Here is a 16,470-nt window from a genome sequence, read left to right as displayed (position 1 = left end):
AAGATCATTTTTTTACCCCATTAACTTGATTTTGCCATTTAATAAATTCAATTAATGTTCTATATTCTTTAATTTGTTCCTTTTTAATCCCTGATTCCTTTATTTCATTTAACAATTCCATAACATCTTGGTCTCTTGTTAATTGTTCTTTTTCAGTTTTATCATTCTCTAATAAAGTTCTGAGATCCACATTCAATACTAAAGAGATCTTATTCATAACCTGAATTGATGGGTTCTGATTTAAGTTTCTCTCAATATTACTAAGGTAAGATTTTGAAATCCCTGCTCGTTCAGCCAACTCTGATAATGTTAAACCCCTTTTCAATCTTAACTCATATATATTTCTTCCAATCATTAGCCACTACCCCGTTTTAACTTATTAGTTTTTCATCTATTAAAAACTACTCTTCATTCCATTTTTCAAAGAAAATAATTCTTTAATTGAATTTATAACTCTCATTTGTTCATCTCGAGTCAAATTTGATCCTGATGGTAGACATAACCCATTATTAAAAAGAATTTCAGAGATATTTTCACTTTCATTGTGAGGGTAATATTTAAAATCCTTAAAAACTGGTTGAAGATGAAGTGGCTTCCATACTGGTCTGACCTCAATATTCTCTTCTGTAAGTTTGTTCAACATATCCTTAACAGAGATCCCCGCCTTACCCTCATTTATTGTAAATGACGTCAACCAGCGATTCGAAAACGTATTCTTTAATTCAGGCATAAAGTAGATTCCTGGGAGGTTGCTCAATTCATTATAATAATTTTCAAATATATTTCTTCTTGCTTCTATTCGATTTCCTAGAACCTCCAGTTGGGCTCTACCAATTCCAGCCAATATATTACTCAAACGATAATTAAACCCTATTTGGCTATGTTGATAATGTGGTGCAGGATCCCGTGCTTGAGTGGCTAAAAAACGGGCCTTTTTTAATGCTGCTTCGTCGTTAGATACCAGCATGCCTCCGCCTGAAGTTGTGATAATTTTGTTTCCGTTAAAAGAATAAATTCCAAACTTCCCAAACGTTCCACTCGGTTTACCTTTATAGGTTGACCCAAGGGATTCTGCTGCATCTTCAATGATAGGGACATTATAAAATTCACATAATGAAACAATTTCATCCATTTTAGCGCTTTGACCATATAAGTTTACGACTATAACTGCTTTAGGAAGATTCCCTTCATCCAGTGCTTCTTTAAGAGCCTTTTCTAAGGCTAATGGCGACATGTTCCATGTTTCTAACTCTGAGTCAATAAAAACTGGTTCTGCCCCCTGATAGACAATCGGATTTGCACTAGCAACAAAAGTAAGAGTTGAACAAAACACTTTATCTCCCTTTTTTACATCTAATAAAGAAAGAGCCAGATGAATTGCTGCCGTTCCCGAACTAACAGCTACAGCTTCATTGACTCCTACATATTCCCCTATTTCTTTTTCAAAGGCATCTACATTTGGCCCAAGGGGTGCAATCCAATTAGTATCAAATGCTTCTTTTATATACTTTAACTCATTTCCACTCATGTGTGGCGATGAGAGGAGTATTCTCTTTTTTACGGTTGTGTTTAACAACTATTTCACCTCCGAGGCCATTTGGTTAACTTTAATAATCTTTGCGGGTATACCAACAGCAGTAGAATATGGTGGAATATCATTAATTACAGTTGCACCCGCACCAATAATACTCCATTTACCTACTATAATATTGGGAATTATTGTACACCCTGCTCCAATATGTACACCGTCACCTATTTTAATAGCTCCTGTCAGTGTTACTCCCGGAGAAATATGTGTAAAATCTCCAATAATACTATTATGTTCAATAATTGAACTTGTATTTATTATGGAATGATTACCGATTATGGTATCTGCATTTAGAACTGTGTTTGGCATGATAACAGTCCCATAACCTATCTTTGCACTTGGACTTATAACTGCAGAAGAATGAATTAAACTCGGAAAATACTCATCAGGAAGATTTAGTCTTCTAAAGATGGATTGACGTATCTTATTGTCTCCGATTGCTATGACAAAATTTAAATCAGAAATATTTTCTATTAATCTTTTAACCGAAGAAATAGGACCACAATAAGTGTTGTTTATTAGTCTTACATCATCATATTTATCATCTAAAAATCCTACAATTTCATAGCCTCGATTTGTTAGAACAGTATCAGAAACCACCCTGCTATGCCCTCCACGACCAATCACTACAATTTTCAACCGTGTCCCCCTCCAACAGTAGATTTTGATCCTTTAAAGCTTTCCATAGTGACATTTCCTGGTTGGTTGATTCCCTCAGAAACGGCTACTTTGTAGACAGTTAAAAATAATATTTTCATATCAAATATGAATGAATGATTCTTGACATACCAGACATCTAAATCAAATTTATCTTCCCATGAAATCGCATTTCGACCATTTACTTGGGCCCATCCTGTTATGCCAGGTTTTACATTATGACGTAATGACTGTTCTTTTGTATATAATGGGAGATATTCCATTAATAAAGGTCTTGGACCAACTAAACTTACTTCTCCCTTTATTACATTAATCAATTGGGGATATTCATCTAGACTATATTTCCTCAGAAATTGCCCGAAGGGAGTTACCCTCTCATAATCTGGTAACAATCTACCTTTTTGATCCCTTTCATCTGTCATTGTCCGAAATTTGTATAAATAAAACGGTTTACCTAATAGTCCAGGACGCTGTTGCTTAAAGATGACTGGGTTACCAAGTTTAATTTTAATTAGAATTGCGATTACCAAAAAAATTGGAGAAAGGCCGATAAATATAATGATTGAAACAAAGAAATCAAACATACGCTTCATTATTATTATCTCTCCAAATCTATTTAGTTTTTACTGCTAATAGCCGTTGTTTAATATCTTCTATTATTTCTTCGATTCTTAGACTTTTAGAATTAGTGCCCTTTTTATACGCATATACTAAAATTTCCTGCAGTTTCTCCTGTGAAACCTTTCCAGATAAATTCAATTTAATTACCTCACTTAATTTTTAGGTCATTAACCCAAGTAATCACTTTTATATACAATATTTAAACTAATCACACTTTCGTAGTAGTAGTATGCAAAATAACAAATTAGAATAGCCAAATAGATTAGCTTCTGATCCCTTTGATTAAATACTTTTATAATCCACGAAATTAAAATTACTTGATAAAGTTCAAAATAAATATTAAACCTCGCAAATATCCAATTTTGTGTTGAAATTATCATAAACACCAAACCAACAATTGACATATTTACTATATAATCGCTTTCAGAATATATTTCCCGAAGCCTTTCTTTACCCAAATAAGCAATTACTAAAGGAATTGCAAAAACTATTACTCTAATAATATTTGCTCCTCCTTCAGAAAAATTACTATATTCACTGTATTGTGAATCTTGAATTGTAGAAAATAAAACAGAAGAAAATTGATTGAATCCTAATACAATTAATATAGACATTAGCAAAAGTACTAATGTTGCTTTTGACCATGCCTTATACCTCACGAAAAAAAATATAGGTATTAATATTAATGCACTTTGGTGGAATAAAGATGCAAAAATTATTACTAAGGTGTATTTGAACCAATTTCCTTCAATCAAGAACTTTGTTGCAGTGAAAATAATGGATGCTGCAAGGCATTGCCTAATTCCATTCATTGTAATTAAAAATAATCCACCTGTTATATAAACATATATACTTATCTCTAATATTCTGGAATATTTATATAAAACGATAAGGATTAATAAATTGGTGATTAATGCTGTTGTAAATATTAAGATTTGTGGATTGTCGGAATAGCTTTTCAATATCATTTGTAGAATTCCAAAGCCAATATCTTTTTGAGTTTTAATAAAATCCCAAGTAAAATTAAACATTTTATACGAGTGCATGTAAAAGAAAGTATCACCAATATTATTTCGAAGGCCTGATACTAAAATTAACGAGGCTAAAGCTACAATAATCGAAATCTTATTGGGTCTTACAGAAAATGATGTACCGTTAATAAATATAGGCTTCGAAAAGTATCTTGCAAAAAGTGAAAATATAAAGACTATGGAAAGATTTATCCATAGAATATTCATAATTTTATTCCTGCCATTCCTTTATTTGTCTAAATTTTCAAAATTATAATGAGTCAAACAGTTCTAGTCTTTGACATAATGTAAAAATATAATAAAATTCCAAATGGCAATGCTAAAAAAGTTAATCCTTTGGATGGGCTTTCTTTTAGAAACTTCCAATTACTAATCATTAAACTGCTTGATACATAATGAATCGCCTGTCTAAATTTAAAAAGAACACTTGTAAATGGCAATTTCATTAGCTCTTTTCTGTAAAAAGCAAATCCTCTTGGATTTCTTTTATACTGTTTAAACATATTTAAAGATGAACCATCAGGAAGATACTCCACGTAACAAAGTATTTCATCTAATAAGAGCATTTCGTACTGCTTATCAAGAAGGTAATATTTATATGCCAATCCTACGTATTTTTCATTCTTAAATCTAGGATATGGATTGGCCTTTGTTAGTTCAGTCCTATAAACTAATTTCTTGTCCCCAGTTCCACCGTGTTTGTAATAGATATCAAACAAAGTAGAGCTTTTAAGATGCTCAGGAAATCGAGTACCTATGACTTGATTATCGTTAAAGGCATCAAGTCCCATAATGCCGCTAAATTGACCATTCCCATGTCTTCTCCAAAACGAAACAATTTTTTCAACAGCATCTTCTGGCATATAATCATCGGAATCAATACATACATTTAGTTCTGTTTCGATTAATTCATAGGCAGTATTATGTGCTCCGTGCATTCCTTGATTTTCTTGCCAATGATAGTGAATTTCTATTTTATTTGCCAGTATCCAACTACTTACTAATTCCCTTGTATTATCAGTAGAACCATCGTCAATGATCAACCAAATAAAACCTTTACTAGTTTGATTTACAAGACTCTGGTAACACTTCTCTAGACAATACGCCCGATTAAAGGTCGGAGTAAATACCGTTAACATTTTCAATGATTTCACCCCGAGACTCTTAAATAATAATCTTCAATTTTTTGAGCGGTTTCGCTAATATCATAACCTTTTTCAGCAATTACAGTTGAATAAGCTTTTCTAACTGATTTTTGTTCAGCGAAATTATTTATTCGTTTTACCCATTTTTCCTTATTATTTAAAGGAAGGAATTCAACCAGGTTACAGCCAAGATCGACTTCCTTTGAAATATTTTCAGATATAACGCAGGGTAATCCTGCTCCTTGTGCCTCAATTAAGGAAACTGGTAGGCCCTCATGTAAGGATGGGAATACAAATAAATCAAAAGCCTGAAGAATGCGATTAATATCGTTCCGGATACCGACAAACTTTATTTTGTCACTAACCTTTAAATCAACTGCTCGCGTTTCGAGATCAGAACGAAGCGGACCATCACCAATTAGTAATAACACCGAGTCATTTTTATGTTTATTAAATTCTGCAAATATCTCCAATAAAAATGTATGATTTTTTTGATGAGCAAATCTACCGACATGCCCTAGTACAATGGCATTTGAGTTTATATTTAATTCTTCCCTTACCTCTTTTCTAACTTTTTCTGAATAGACAAACTGATTACATTCAATTCCATTTTTTAATATTTTAGACACAGAGGATTTTTGTTTAAATAGCCACTCAGCTGCATCATTTGAACATGCAAACAAATCTGTAGCACTTGAGAGTATAAAGTTTCCAGCATACCACTTATAAATTCTGGTTGCTGCCCTTCCCTCACTACTCGTATTATGGCTATGAGAAATCCGATTAGGAATCCCGGCTTTTTTTGCTTCACGGAGCACCAAACCACTCATCCTATCCAAATGGGAATGGATAATTTTATAATTATTGTTTTTAGAAAAGAAAGTTTTAAGTTCTTTTAAATATTTAAAATGCCCTACATCTGTGATATATGGAATTCTAAAGATTTTACCGCCCATTTCAGCAATTTCAGTATCAAATACTCCCTCTTTACAAGTTAAAAAATCAAATTGAACCTTAGACCGATCAATATTACGATACAGATTCATGATTAATGTTTCTGCTCCCCCCCGATTCATATTGACCACAACATGCAAAATTCTTAGTGGTTTGCCCACACTAAATCCTCCATTTCATCCATATATCCTTGATAAATCTCACTTTTCTCGGCTAAAACATTCTTGATACTAAAGTTTGAAAGAATCTTTTTACGTCCTTTTAAACCTAACTCTATTTTTAACTCACTATTACATGCTAGTTTCTTAATCTTTTGGGCAAATTCATTTGACAAATTATTAATTAGCCAGCCATTTTGGTCATTTTGAACCAATTCCCTATGTCCCCTGTTATTATTTGCTATTACTGGCAGACCGCAAGCCATAGCTTCCATTATGTTTACAGGAAGACCTTCTCTCAGACTAGAAGCAACCGCTATATCAGATATTTTTAATAGATTAACAATGTCATTTCTATAGCCCAGAAAATGAACCAAGTGATCAACCTTTAATTTTCGTGCAAGTTCTTGACATTCCTGTAATAAATATCCTTCTCCGGCTAATAAAAGCTTTGCATTAGGCACCTCTTGTTTAACATGGACTAAGGATTCAATGAGCAATTTTTGGTTCTTGTTTTTATTGAACTCAGCTGCATAGAACATTAAAAAATCATTAGGTTTATATCCTAATGATTTTCTTAGATTATTCTTTTGTAGCTCTTCCACTGGTTTAAAAATTTCAGTATTTACCCCCACACCATGCACATGTTTGATGGAATTTGCCCTAAATCCATGGGTTTTAGCTAGTTGAAAATCTTCTTGATTAATTGTAATAAGACAATCTGTAAAAGAAGCAAGTAACTTTTCTATTGGATAATAAAGAAGCCAGCTTTTAAATGGAGCCCCTTTACAAAAGTGAAAACCATGTGCTGTATAAATGATACTTGTTCCCTTTTTCCTTACTTTTCTTGCTGCTAAACGTGTTAATACACCTCCCATTGGAGTATGGCAATGGATAATGTTGTAGTGATTGTCATCAATTAATTTTTTTATTCTATCATAGGCCTTTAAATTCATCTTTTGAAACGGTGATCTTTGAATTGGGATATTGAACTTCTTATCAACATATGGAAGTACTAGTTCTCCCTCCGCAGCTACGTGCACTTCCCATCCTTGATCTTTAAACCATTTTAGATATGGTAAATGAAATGCTTTAAAGTGATAATCCACGGTTGCACAAAATAAAACTTTCTTTTTCACCACTTTCATCCACCTTTATAATTAACTGCATAACTTTATTTTATTTTTTAATAACTCATCCTCTTTAAACAGGAACTGACAATTTTGGTTTTGATATTACTTTACAATTTGCTAAATTAATGAGCTTAGCTCTAATTTCATCTTTTCCCAAAATAGAATATGTTTGAATTAATTCCTCAATCTCTTTTATTAATAGTTCAGAAGTTTTCCCTATATAAATCTTTGGATAAATTTGTTTTTCATGAACCTCCTCTTCCTTTAATAATTCTTCAAATAACTTCTCTCCAGGTCTTATTCCAGAGAATTCAATTCCTATCTCTTCAATTGAATTGCCCGAGAGTTTGATAAGGTTTTTTGCTAAATCTACAATTTTTACAGGGTCACCCATATCTAATACAAAAATTTCTCCCCCGTTAGCAAGTGCTCCTGCTTGAAGGACTAATCTTGATGCTTCAGGAATGGTCATAAAGTAACGAATCATTTCAGGATGGGTAACTGTAACAGGACCACCTTTTTCAATCTGCTTTTTAAATAATGGAATTACACTTCCTCTACTTCCCAATACATTCCCGAAACGAACCGCAACAAATTTAGTATTACTTTGTTGGTCCATATATTGGATAATCATTTCGGCTAATTTTTTTGCGGCACCCATAACACTCGTAGGGTTCACCGCTTTATCCGTTGAAATCATAACAAAGGTCTTTACGCCATTCCAGCTCGCTGCCTTTGCCACATTCATTGTCCCAATGATGTTGTTTTTAACAGCTTCTTCCGGATTTGCCTCCATTAATGGAACATGTTTATGAGCGGCTGCATGGTAAACAAGATCGGGTTGGTATGTATTCATAACTGACATCACTTTCTTTTCATCTTGTATATCAGCAATTACTGGAATTAATTCAATTGTAGTATTCTTATTCATTTCTTTTAATTCCATTTCAATGGAATAGATGCTATTTTCACCATGACCTAATAAAATTAGAGTTTTAGGATTAAAATTCACTACTTGTCTACAGATTTCTGATCCGATAGATCCTCCAGCACCAGTGACTAAAACTACTTTATTCTTTATATTATCTGATATACTATTTATATCTAATTCAACTGGTTCCCTACCTAGTAAATCCTCTACCTGTACATCACGAAATTGACTAACAGACACTTTCCCTGTCATTAAGTCTTCTAACATTGGTAATATTTGTGTTTTTTCGTTTGTTTTTGCACATTCTAGGAAAATAGCATTCAACTCTTTTTTTCTCAATGATGGTATAGCAATCACTATATTTTCTATTTCATATTCAATGACTGCCTTCTCGATATCATCAATACTTCCAACTACTGGGATTCCTAGTATATCAAGCCTGTGCTTTTTAGAATCATCGTCAATAAAAGCGACTGGTAACAAGTCTGCTTGGTTATTTTGTAACAATTGCCTTGCAACCATGGTTCCGGCCGAGCCCGCACCTACTATTAGCGTTCTTTTTTTATTATCCATTCTATTAAGGCGCGAATCTCGAAGCATTCGCCAACAAAATCGAGATCCTCCAATGATAGACATATTAAGTAGCCATGTTACAGCAAGTAACCGAAAAAATATTTCCTTAACAATTAACTGTTGGAAAATAGCCGCAATAAAAACTGAGATGGTCACAATCTTTAAGATACTTAATAATTCCCCGACACTCGCATATTCCCAAGCCTTTTTGTATAGATGAAATTTAAATGATAATGTATAATGACCTAATAAAATAACAATACAGCTTATTAAGACCGGAAAGGTTACAACCTGAATAGTTCCATTCACTAAAAAGCAGCTTATAAATATAGCAGTTAATACTATACATGAATCTATAAGTATAAATAAGGATAATCGTTGTTGATAAGACATATAACCCCCCCTGATTTTTTACATGTAATGGAATGGAATGGAATGGAATTAATTTGTTGTTTTTGTTCTAATTCGGATTGCATTGTCAATCACTTTTTTGATTTCAACCAATTGATGTCTTGAGGCATCTTGTTTAATATATCTCACTGCCTTTGTTATACATTTTGGATAAAGATTATCATTCTTCAAAATATCACTTCCTTTTAAAAATCTTTAATTATAAATTCTTAATGAAGAACATATAATTAAAAATTTTTATAAGTAAAATAGGGCATCTAACCCTCCCTCACATCACACTCTTGACAACTAGTGTCTAAGGCTATAGCCCACAGCATGACCGAGTGCCTCCATTGATATTGGAAAGGAGACATTTCCAAAAGAATAAAGAACTATACGTACAATTTCGTTTCTAATAACGAACAACGTTCCAAAAAATTTTTTACTCTATACCTAATTATTGATTTAAAACTATTCCCACAATATTTGCTTTGGAAAATTCAATTACTTTCTTTGCTTCAGCAGCTTTTTCTAATTTGGTTTTTCCATTTTGAGTTACAAGTATAACACCGTCACACTGGCTTGCAAGAAGCTTAGTATCTGTTAACTCTAAGACTGAATTAGAATCAATTAGAATAATATCATAACTTTGTTCTACCTTATTAAGGAGCTCTGGCAACCTCTGTGAACCAATTAATTCAACTGGATTAAAAGGAACTACTCCACTTGTTAGTAAATCTAGCCTCCAAACTTCAGTATGAATTAAGGCCTCTGAAAATGATGCTTTTCCAGTAAGAACATCCGTTAAACCAATCTTATTGGTTGTATTAAAGAAAGAATGCAAAGCAGGCTTTCTTAAATTTCCATCGACTATAAGAACTTTTTTCTTCTGCTGAGCTAATGAAACTGCAAGGTTAGTTGCAATTGTAGTTTTCCCTTCACCATCTCCTGATGAAGTAATTAAAATTGTACGGCTCTTTTGCTCAGGCATGATAAATTTGATATTGGTTTGAATCATTCTGAATTGTTCTGAAATCACTGAATCAGGATGAGTATGAGCAATAATAGTTCTTTTTTCTGACGACCATAATTGCCGAATTTTATTTAAGACCAATATTCTCACCTCTTGATTCTAATTGAAATTTCATACTTCTCTTTTTAACATTCCTTTTGTTTACCTTTGGAACTCTTCCTAATAAGGGAAGACCAAGTAGGTTTTCAATATCATTATTATGTCGTATCCTGTCGTCAAATGAATCTAATAAAAATGCTAATCCGATTCCAACAATAAGCCCCCCAATAATGCCAAGATAAAGCTTATTGTTGTTCTTTTGATTAATTGGAACAGGATTTACCTTTGCCTTAGATAATAGTCGAACATAATCTTGACCTATTATATTTGGTACTTCATCCCTAAAAATTTGAGCTGTGGTATCTGCTATGTTTGCTGCCTGCATAGGATTAGGATCAATCACAGTTATACTAACTACCTGAGATGAATCAACACTCGCAACTGTAATTTTCCCTGCTAATTCCTCGGCTGATAAATTTAACCCTAGTTGATTAATAACTTTATCTAGTATTACCGAGTCTTTTACTATTACCTGAAGCGTTTTTCTAGATTCTTCATCTGCTCCAATAATAATTCTTGATGAAGATGCATATAAAGGTGTACTGGAGGCATTATTTAATACTACTCCTGCTATGCCTGCTAAAGCTGTAACTAATATTATTATCCAAAGGTTCCTCTTTAGAACTGTGAATATCTCTATTAAATTAATTTCCTTTGCTGCTCTCTTACTGTTTACGTTATTTTGATTTAAGTTTTGCATTAAACCACCTTTTATAATTGACATGAATTTTTTAAAATTCGTTCTAAATATTGAACGATTGTTCCAAAAAAATAATATAATACACCTTAAAGCTAATTTTATTATTCTATATCATCATTTTATTTCTTTATTAAGAACATGTCAATTACTATAACCAAAAATTTCTAACTTGGATAAGGACCCAGTAAGTAGGTTAATTCCAAAATTAACCGCTAATTCCTATTTGGTTTTTTAGTAGTCTACTGAACATTCCCTTTTGATCACTTGCAAGTTGGCTGAATTTTCCTTGTTGCACCATTTTCCCCTGTTCTAAAACAATTACTTGATCTGAATTCCTAATGGTAGAAAGACGATGGGCGATAATAATTACCGTCATTCTTCCCTTTAGTTTTTCAATAGCCTCTTGAATCTTTGCTTCATTTTCAGAGTCTAATGCACTGGTAGCTTCATCCAAGACTAGAATTGACGGGTTACGCAAAATAGCACGTGCAAGAACAAGCCTTTGCCGCTCTCCCCCTGATAACCTTATACCTCTATCTCCCACAATTGTGTCTAAACCATTTGGTAATTTCTTTACAAAATCAGATGCGGCTGAAAAATCTAGAGCTTCCCAGATTTCATGTTCACTTACATTCGGCCTTATCATTAGTAAGTTGTCTCTAATACTGGTATTAAATAAAAAAGGATCCTGTGGGACGTAACTAATTGCTTGCCTTAGCGATAATAGATTTTGTTCATTAATCACTTTTCCATCTATTAGGATTTCACCCTTTTGAGGCTTATTTAACCCCATTAAAAGATCTATTAATGTACTTTTTCCAGCACCAGATGTGCCTACAATTGCTGTCATACTATTAGTCAAAATTTTTAAATTGATATTTTGAAGAGCATATTTTTTATCAGCTCTATCATATTGAAAATATACTTCACGGCATTCTATTGCTTCTTCAATAAATAAAGGTCTAATACGCTTGTAAATTGTGTTATCCTTGATTTCTGCTGATTGCTTACATTTTCTTTGCAGATCTCTTAATGCCTTAAATGCAGGAACAGAAGTTGCTATTTGTTCCATACTTGATTGGATTTCTGTGATTCTTGGCCACAATCTTGAAAAAATAATTAATATTAATAAAAATTGTTCAGGATTTTTTTCAATAACCATGAGGTAAATAAATATAAATGCAGAAATCAAACAGGCTGATGATATTTTATATAATGTCTGTGATTTTGTTTTCAATTTAGTATACTCAATTTGCTCTTCTATCATTCCTTTAGTTAATGTATTTAGCCAATTTAAACGAGATTCTTCTAAGGTATTACTCTTGATATCTTTAATACCATTTAATTGATCCGTTATTCCTCCAAGATACTCTTGGGCTAAATTCGAGGTTTTTGAACCTAAAATCTTTGATTGTTTTATATATTTTCTCGAAAAGACAGCTAGAAAAAGTCCAGAAATCAATACTAAAAAAGTAAGTTTTATTGATAACCAGAGTGCCAAAATAATCTGTATACTTGTAAAGACAAGTGAGGTTAGTAACAATAAGGTTTGAATAATACCTCCAGAGACTCGAGCTAGTTCCATGGTCATAACGTTAATTAAATCTGCTTTCTTTTCCTTTGTAAATAATCCCCAGTTGGATTTTAATAAGGCTTCATAGCTCTCCATTCTTAATATACGAATAAATCCTTGAGTAATCCTTACATTTCTAATAGCTAAGTTACGCTGTATCAAATTTTGAATAATCACTAATGATATAAAAAATGCTAAAATAAAAAATAATGCCTGAGTTCTAGGTAGTTCGTGAAGAAAAAATAAATATTTTTGAAACTTAAGTCCTCCAAGATCATTTTTTATTATTCCACTGTAGCTTATCATTGGTACTAATAGTAGGATCCCTAATCCTTCAAGGAAACTTACAAATCCCATACCAATAATATTAAAGTAAAGAATATTTCCAGAATATGATTGCAATCTTTTAAAATAGTAAAGAACTTGATTCAATGGTTAGGCCCTCCTAGTAACTGATCGTAGCTTCGTTTTCCTTAAAAGGAAAATAACCGGGCGCAATGGAAAATATAAAAAGTGAAAAAACTTTGGTAAAGGTAGAAATTCTACATCTTCTGGATATGGATATAAAAAACTTAAAACAAAGAAAACTTTTTGATTAGTTGACATTAAAGAAAACAAATGCCATTTATGATATTCAGAAACATCTTTTGGCACCGGGTCCGTGTGAAGATTAATCATTTGCTTTATATAAAACAAAGCGTCTAAGCTAAGCTGCTTTGTCCGTTTTCTATTTATCATCATATTCAATTCTGGAGGCACCTTAGCATTTAATAGATGAATAGCTAAATATAGCGCCTGGCCACCCACATCATAATAATGAAAGCTTTTTAGTATATTGATAGTTTCTTTCCAATCAATTTCAGATTCTAATATCTGTTTAATATCATCTAACCAGCGAAGTCTCGACCACCCATGCCGAGCGCCATGTGAAACAAGAAATAAAAATAAATCTTCAAGACCTAAAGTATAAATAAGCTCGGTTGATAAGGAACTTGCTCTCTTCCTTTTCCATAGGTCATCAAACTTTGGTTCTTTAGCGGGTCCTGGATTTAGCCTCCAATGTATTTCAACCTTTACATCCTTTTGTGGGTGAAAATAGGTGAAATGATGATGCCTCCATTTCCAGTCATTTAATACTGTTGTAATATACTCATCCTTAATGTACCCTTCATTTAAAAGAATTTCCTCCGCTTGATTAAGTTTCTCTATTGAAATTAAAATATCCAAATCAGCAGATGTGCGTAAAGAAATATCACCATATAGGTCAGCAGCAAGAACAGGACCTTTTAAAAATAAGGTACGGATTTGATTGTTTGAAAATAGCTTTGAAATCTTTTGTGTTTCCCCACTTAAATGAAGCATTCGAAAAATATTTTTTTGATATATGCGGGAAAATTCTTGGAGAACGGTAGCAGGAATATAATCACCCTTTAATTCTTTCAATCTCTTATAAATAAAGGGGAAAACTCGGTGATGTATAGACAATTGGATAAAACTGTTCCAATTAATATCTTCAAAATACCTATTATTAAATAAAGTTGCATCACTTTCTCTTTTCAAAAAAGAAAGAAGAAGTTTTAATTCTTTAGGAAATTGATTTATGTTTTCTTTAAAAATGTTTTCCACAGTATTCCCCTCTTATCCATGTTCACTAATGCGTTTTGCAAATTTCCCGACAACGGTAAATCTCTTCATTTCCTCAGCCCCAGTTATATACAATGCTCCGCTTCGAAGCCAAGCGTGAGCGATCATGCTTCCTGTTTCATCCTTTGCCGTACCCAAATAAAGGGTACTGTCAATACTACGTCTCTGAAGCATTTTCATTCCAGCAATCGCCTTGACTAAACATTTACTTTCCCAAAATGTATATTTACTCATGATATAAATAGCATCTGATACATTCTTTAAAATTTTCACATCCGAAGACTTGTATTCAAATGATGTTTCTTCCATATGATTACCCAGTAAAGGGGCTATCTTAGAAAACTTCATAGCCTTAAGTATCCGAGCCCACGCTAAAAAAATAAACGCCTCCAAAAACAAGAGTTTTGTTTTATTATCCAAAATAATAAATGTTTTTATCTTTTGGAAAAGTAACATTCACTATCCTCCTATTACATTCTTTGATTCAAGCTAAATAATTTGAACAAGCCCCTCTTTATTTAATTGTTCGATATAGGATAAAACATGTTGTTCGCATTCTTCCTTTTCAACCTGATAAGTTATTAATAAATTTGCAACCACTTCATTAATTTCTAATGGAGTTCTTACTAAATCCCATATTTGCCCACCTATTTCTCCTAAATTATAATAATTTCCACTTTCTATACTTAACATTACTTTTTCTCCATCCATATCACTGACTATATTTCCATCCATTTGTAAAACTTTTGAATTCAATGAAATTTTTTGTGTGATAATCATATATGTTCCTCCTCTTTAATAGTTGATAAAACAAGTGAAACCAACCTATTTGCTGTAAATCCTGAATTGTCACGCATTAATTTATACATATCAATTTTGTTTAAGATTTGAGCTGTTTTTTTGAAATGCCATTCCATCATCCCTAGGCGAGGAATTAAAAAATTTCGATATGTATGCGTATATATAGTTCGAAAGCGCTCTAAACCTTCTATTTCCTTAATTTCAACACCGTTACTTTCAGTTTTAACTAATTCATATACTCCAGCTAGAGGTAAAGTTTCCGATGTAAAATCAGAATGAACGGGTATGGCAAACTTTGTTTCTCGATCAAACAACGGGAGGTATCCTAATGTACTGATTCCAAATTCATTTAAACTTTCTTCCCATAGCTTTTGATGCGGGTAGGACGGTACTACATACGGTAATTTGTCATGCGAAAGAATAACAGGGATTATATCATCACTTAATAGTTTATATCCTTCCTGTATTAAAGCTGCTGCAAGTGTAGATTTCCCAGCACCTGAATCACCTACAAAAGCATATGCCTTTCCATTAATTGCAACTGCACTCCCATGTAATGGGATTGTTCTTCTTTGAATTAATATTGCTCCCATACAAGTACCAAGGATATAAAGTCGGATTTTATCCTCTTCAGCACCTAACATCGGTGAAACGGTAATTTTGTTGCCTTCTTCTATAGAAAATATAGCAGTATTAGGGACTTCAAACATAACCCTATTTTCTTTTACTACAAATCTTTTCTGTTTATTTGAATCTACTTCTGACCATTGTTTTAATAAATCACCCTTTTGAACAAAAATATCTGCTATACCAACTGGTTCATTTATTCGTGTTAATTCAGGAAGCGGAATATCGCTCATTAGATTTAGTCCAAACCCCTTATAAATCAAGGCGTTTTGTGTATTGATCATTTTATTCACTCCAATGACAACAATGTTGATTTATAAAAGCCCTTATACAGTTAGAAATGTATAAGGGCTGAATAAATCCTAACCTAATTAACTAAAAATTAACTATACTTTACCGGATCATCTGGATCTGGTTGCACTGCGTCTGGTATCTTATGCCCGGGACCAGCCATTGTCATGTTAACATTAAGTACTTCTAATTCTGGCTTATTCCATTCTTTTTTCATTTTCTCACACCTCTCGAATTAGCTATACGGTAATAGTCGTGTATCATCATCAGGTTGGACTGCATCCACAAAATTATGTCCTGGGCCAGCCATTGTCATGCTAACATTAAGTACTTGTAACTCAGGTTGAGTCCATACCTTTTTCACCTTAACACCTCTTGAAATTAACTATACTTTACCGGATCATCTGGATCTGGTTGCACTGCATCCGGAATTTTATGTCCTGGGCCAGCCATTGTCATGTTAACATTAAGTACTTCCAATTCTGGTTTATTCCAAACTTTTTTCACCTTGTCACCCCCTC

General features: G+C 32.8%; 20 protein-coding genes. All 20 read right to left on the bottom strand.

The features are described from left to right. Positions 1–4: 4 nt before the first annotated feature. Positions 5–355: a helix-turn-helix domain-containing protein gene (locus ACZ9EE_RS21175; RefSeq protein WP_476030274.1), complete on the bottom strand. Its 351-nt coding sequence runs from the start codon at positions 353–355 to the stop codon at positions 5–7. A 39-nt stretch (positions 356–394) separates the two neighbouring features. Beyond that, positions 395–1,528, bottom strand: coding sequence for a DegT/DnrJ/EryC1/StrS family aminotransferase (locus ACZ9EE_RS21170; protein ID WP_476033034.1), 1,134 nt, complete (start codon positions 1,526–1,528; stop codon positions 395–397). 48 nt (positions 1,529–1,576) lie between these two features. Then, complete coding sequence (locus tag ACZ9EE_RS21165) at positions 1,577–2,227, bottom strand: acetyltransferase (RefSeq protein WP_476030272.1); 651 nt, start codon at positions 2,225–2,227, stop codon at positions 1,577–1,579. Further along, positions 2,224–2,838 carry a sugar transferase gene (locus ACZ9EE_RS21160; RefSeq protein ID WP_476030270.1) on the bottom strand — a complete coding sequence of 205 codons (615 nt, stop codon included), beginning with the start codon at positions 2,836–2,838 and terminating at the stop codon, positions 2,224–2,226. The genes ACZ9EE_RS21165 and ACZ9EE_RS21160 overlap by 4 nt, the downstream gene beginning before the upstream one ends. 19 nt (positions 2,839–2,857) lie before the next feature. Beyond that, positions 2,858–3,004 (bottom strand): YwzD family small protein, encoded by a 147-nt coding sequence (locus ACZ9EE_RS21155; RefSeq protein WP_476030268.1) that lies wholly within the window; start codon positions 3,002–3,004, stop codon positions 2,858–2,860. A gap of 29 nt (positions 3,005–3,033) precedes the next feature. After that, positions 3,034–4,104: an EpsG family protein gene (locus tag ACZ9EE_RS21150; protein ID WP_476030266.1), complete on the bottom strand. Its 1,071-nt coding sequence runs from the start codon at positions 4,102–4,104 to the stop codon at positions 3,034–3,036. Positions 4,105–4,157: 53 nt separating this feature from the next. Next, positions 4,158–5,042 (bottom strand): glycosyltransferase family 2 protein, encoded by an 885-nt coding sequence (locus ACZ9EE_RS21145; RefSeq protein WP_476030264.1) that lies wholly within the window; start codon positions 5,040–5,042, stop codon positions 4,158–4,160. 5 nt (positions 5,043–5,047) lie between these two features. Next, the gene (locus ACZ9EE_RS21140; protein WP_476030262.1) at positions 5,048–6,157 is read right to left on the bottom strand and encodes a glycosyltransferase family 1 protein; all 1,110 of its coding nucleotides are present in this window, start codon (positions 6,155–6,157) and stop codon (positions 5,048–5,050) included. Continuing rightward, complete coding sequence (locus ACZ9EE_RS21135; RefSeq protein ID WP_476030260.1) at positions 6,142–7,296, bottom strand: glycosyltransferase family 4 protein; 1,155 nt, start codon at positions 7,294–7,296, stop codon at positions 6,142–6,144. Before ACZ9EE_RS21135 ends, ACZ9EE_RS21140 begins: the two co-directional genes overlap by 16 nt. A 61-nt stretch (positions 7,297–7,357) precedes the next feature. Beyond that, positions 7,358–9,184: a polysaccharide biosynthesis protein gene (locus tag ACZ9EE_RS21130; RefSeq protein ID WP_476030258.1), complete on the bottom strand. Its 1,827-nt coding sequence runs from the start codon at positions 9,182–9,184 to the stop codon at positions 7,358–7,360. A gap of 454 nt (positions 9,185–9,638) precedes the next feature. Continuing rightward, a complete protein-coding gene (locus tag ACZ9EE_RS21125; RefSeq protein WP_476030256.1) occupies positions 9,639–10,295 on the bottom strand; it encodes a CpsD/CapB family tyrosine-protein kinase in 657 nt (218 codons plus the stop codon). Further along, positions 10,282–11,013, bottom strand: coding sequence for a YveK family protein (locus ACZ9EE_RS21120; protein ID WP_476030254.1), 732 nt, complete (start codon positions 11,011–11,013; stop codon positions 10,282–10,284). The genes ACZ9EE_RS21125 and ACZ9EE_RS21120 overlap by 14 nt, the downstream gene beginning before the upstream one ends. Positions 11,014–11,218: 205 nt before the next feature. Then, positions 11,219–13,018, bottom strand: coding sequence for an ABC transporter ATP-binding protein (locus ACZ9EE_RS21115; protein ID WP_476030252.1), 1,800 nt, complete (start codon positions 13,016–13,018; stop codon positions 11,219–11,221). Between the two features lie 3 nt (positions 13,019–13,021). Continuing rightward, on the bottom strand, positions 13,022–14,212 hold the full coding sequence (locus ACZ9EE_RS21110; RefSeq protein WP_476030250.1) for a nucleotidyltransferase domain-containing protein: 1,191 nt from the start codon (positions 14,210–14,212) through the stop codon (positions 13,022–13,024). Between the two features lie 12 nt (positions 14,213–14,224). Continuing rightward, positions 14,225–14,686 carry a lasso peptide biosynthesis B2 protein gene (locus tag ACZ9EE_RS21105; RefSeq protein WP_476030248.1) on the bottom strand — a complete coding sequence of 154 codons (462 nt, stop codon included), beginning with the start codon at positions 14,684–14,686 and terminating at the stop codon, positions 14,225–14,227. 33 nt (positions 14,687–14,719) lie between these two features. Continuing rightward, on the bottom strand, positions 14,720–15,010 hold the full coding sequence (locus ACZ9EE_RS21100; protein ID WP_476030246.1) for a lasso peptide biosynthesis PqqD family chaperone: 291 nt from the start codon (positions 15,008–15,010) through the stop codon (positions 14,720–14,722). Further along, positions 15,007–15,942, bottom strand: a complete 936-nt coding sequence (locus tag ACZ9EE_RS21095; RefSeq protein ID WP_476030244.1) for an aldolase — start codon at positions 15,940–15,942, stop codon at positions 15,007–15,009. The genes ACZ9EE_RS21100 and ACZ9EE_RS21095 overlap by 4 nt, the downstream gene beginning before the upstream one ends. A gap of 98 nt (positions 15,943–16,040) precedes the next feature. Next, positions 16,041–16,166 carry a paeninodin family lasso peptide gene (locus tag ACZ9EE_RS21090; protein ID WP_476030242.1) on the bottom strand — a complete coding sequence of 42 codons (126 nt, stop codon included), beginning with the start codon at positions 16,164–16,166 and terminating at the stop codon, positions 16,041–16,043. Between the two features lie 18 nt (positions 16,167–16,184). Next, a complete protein-coding gene (locus ACZ9EE_RS21085) occupies positions 16,185–16,313 on the bottom strand; it encodes a paeninodin family lasso peptide (RefSeq protein ID WP_476030240.1) in 129 nt (42 codons plus the stop codon). A 17-nt stretch (positions 16,314–16,330) separates the two neighbouring features. Continuing rightward, entirely contained in the window at positions 16,331–16,456 is a 126-nt protein-coding gene (locus ACZ9EE_RS21080) for a paeninodin family lasso peptide (protein WP_476030238.1), read from the bottom strand. Between the last annotated feature and the right edge of the window lie 14 nt (positions 16,457–16,470).

The sequence above is a fragment of the Bacillus sp. URHA0034 genome (genome assembly GCF_056280405.1).
This window is presented reverse-complemented; position numbering and strand designations above follow the sequence as displayed.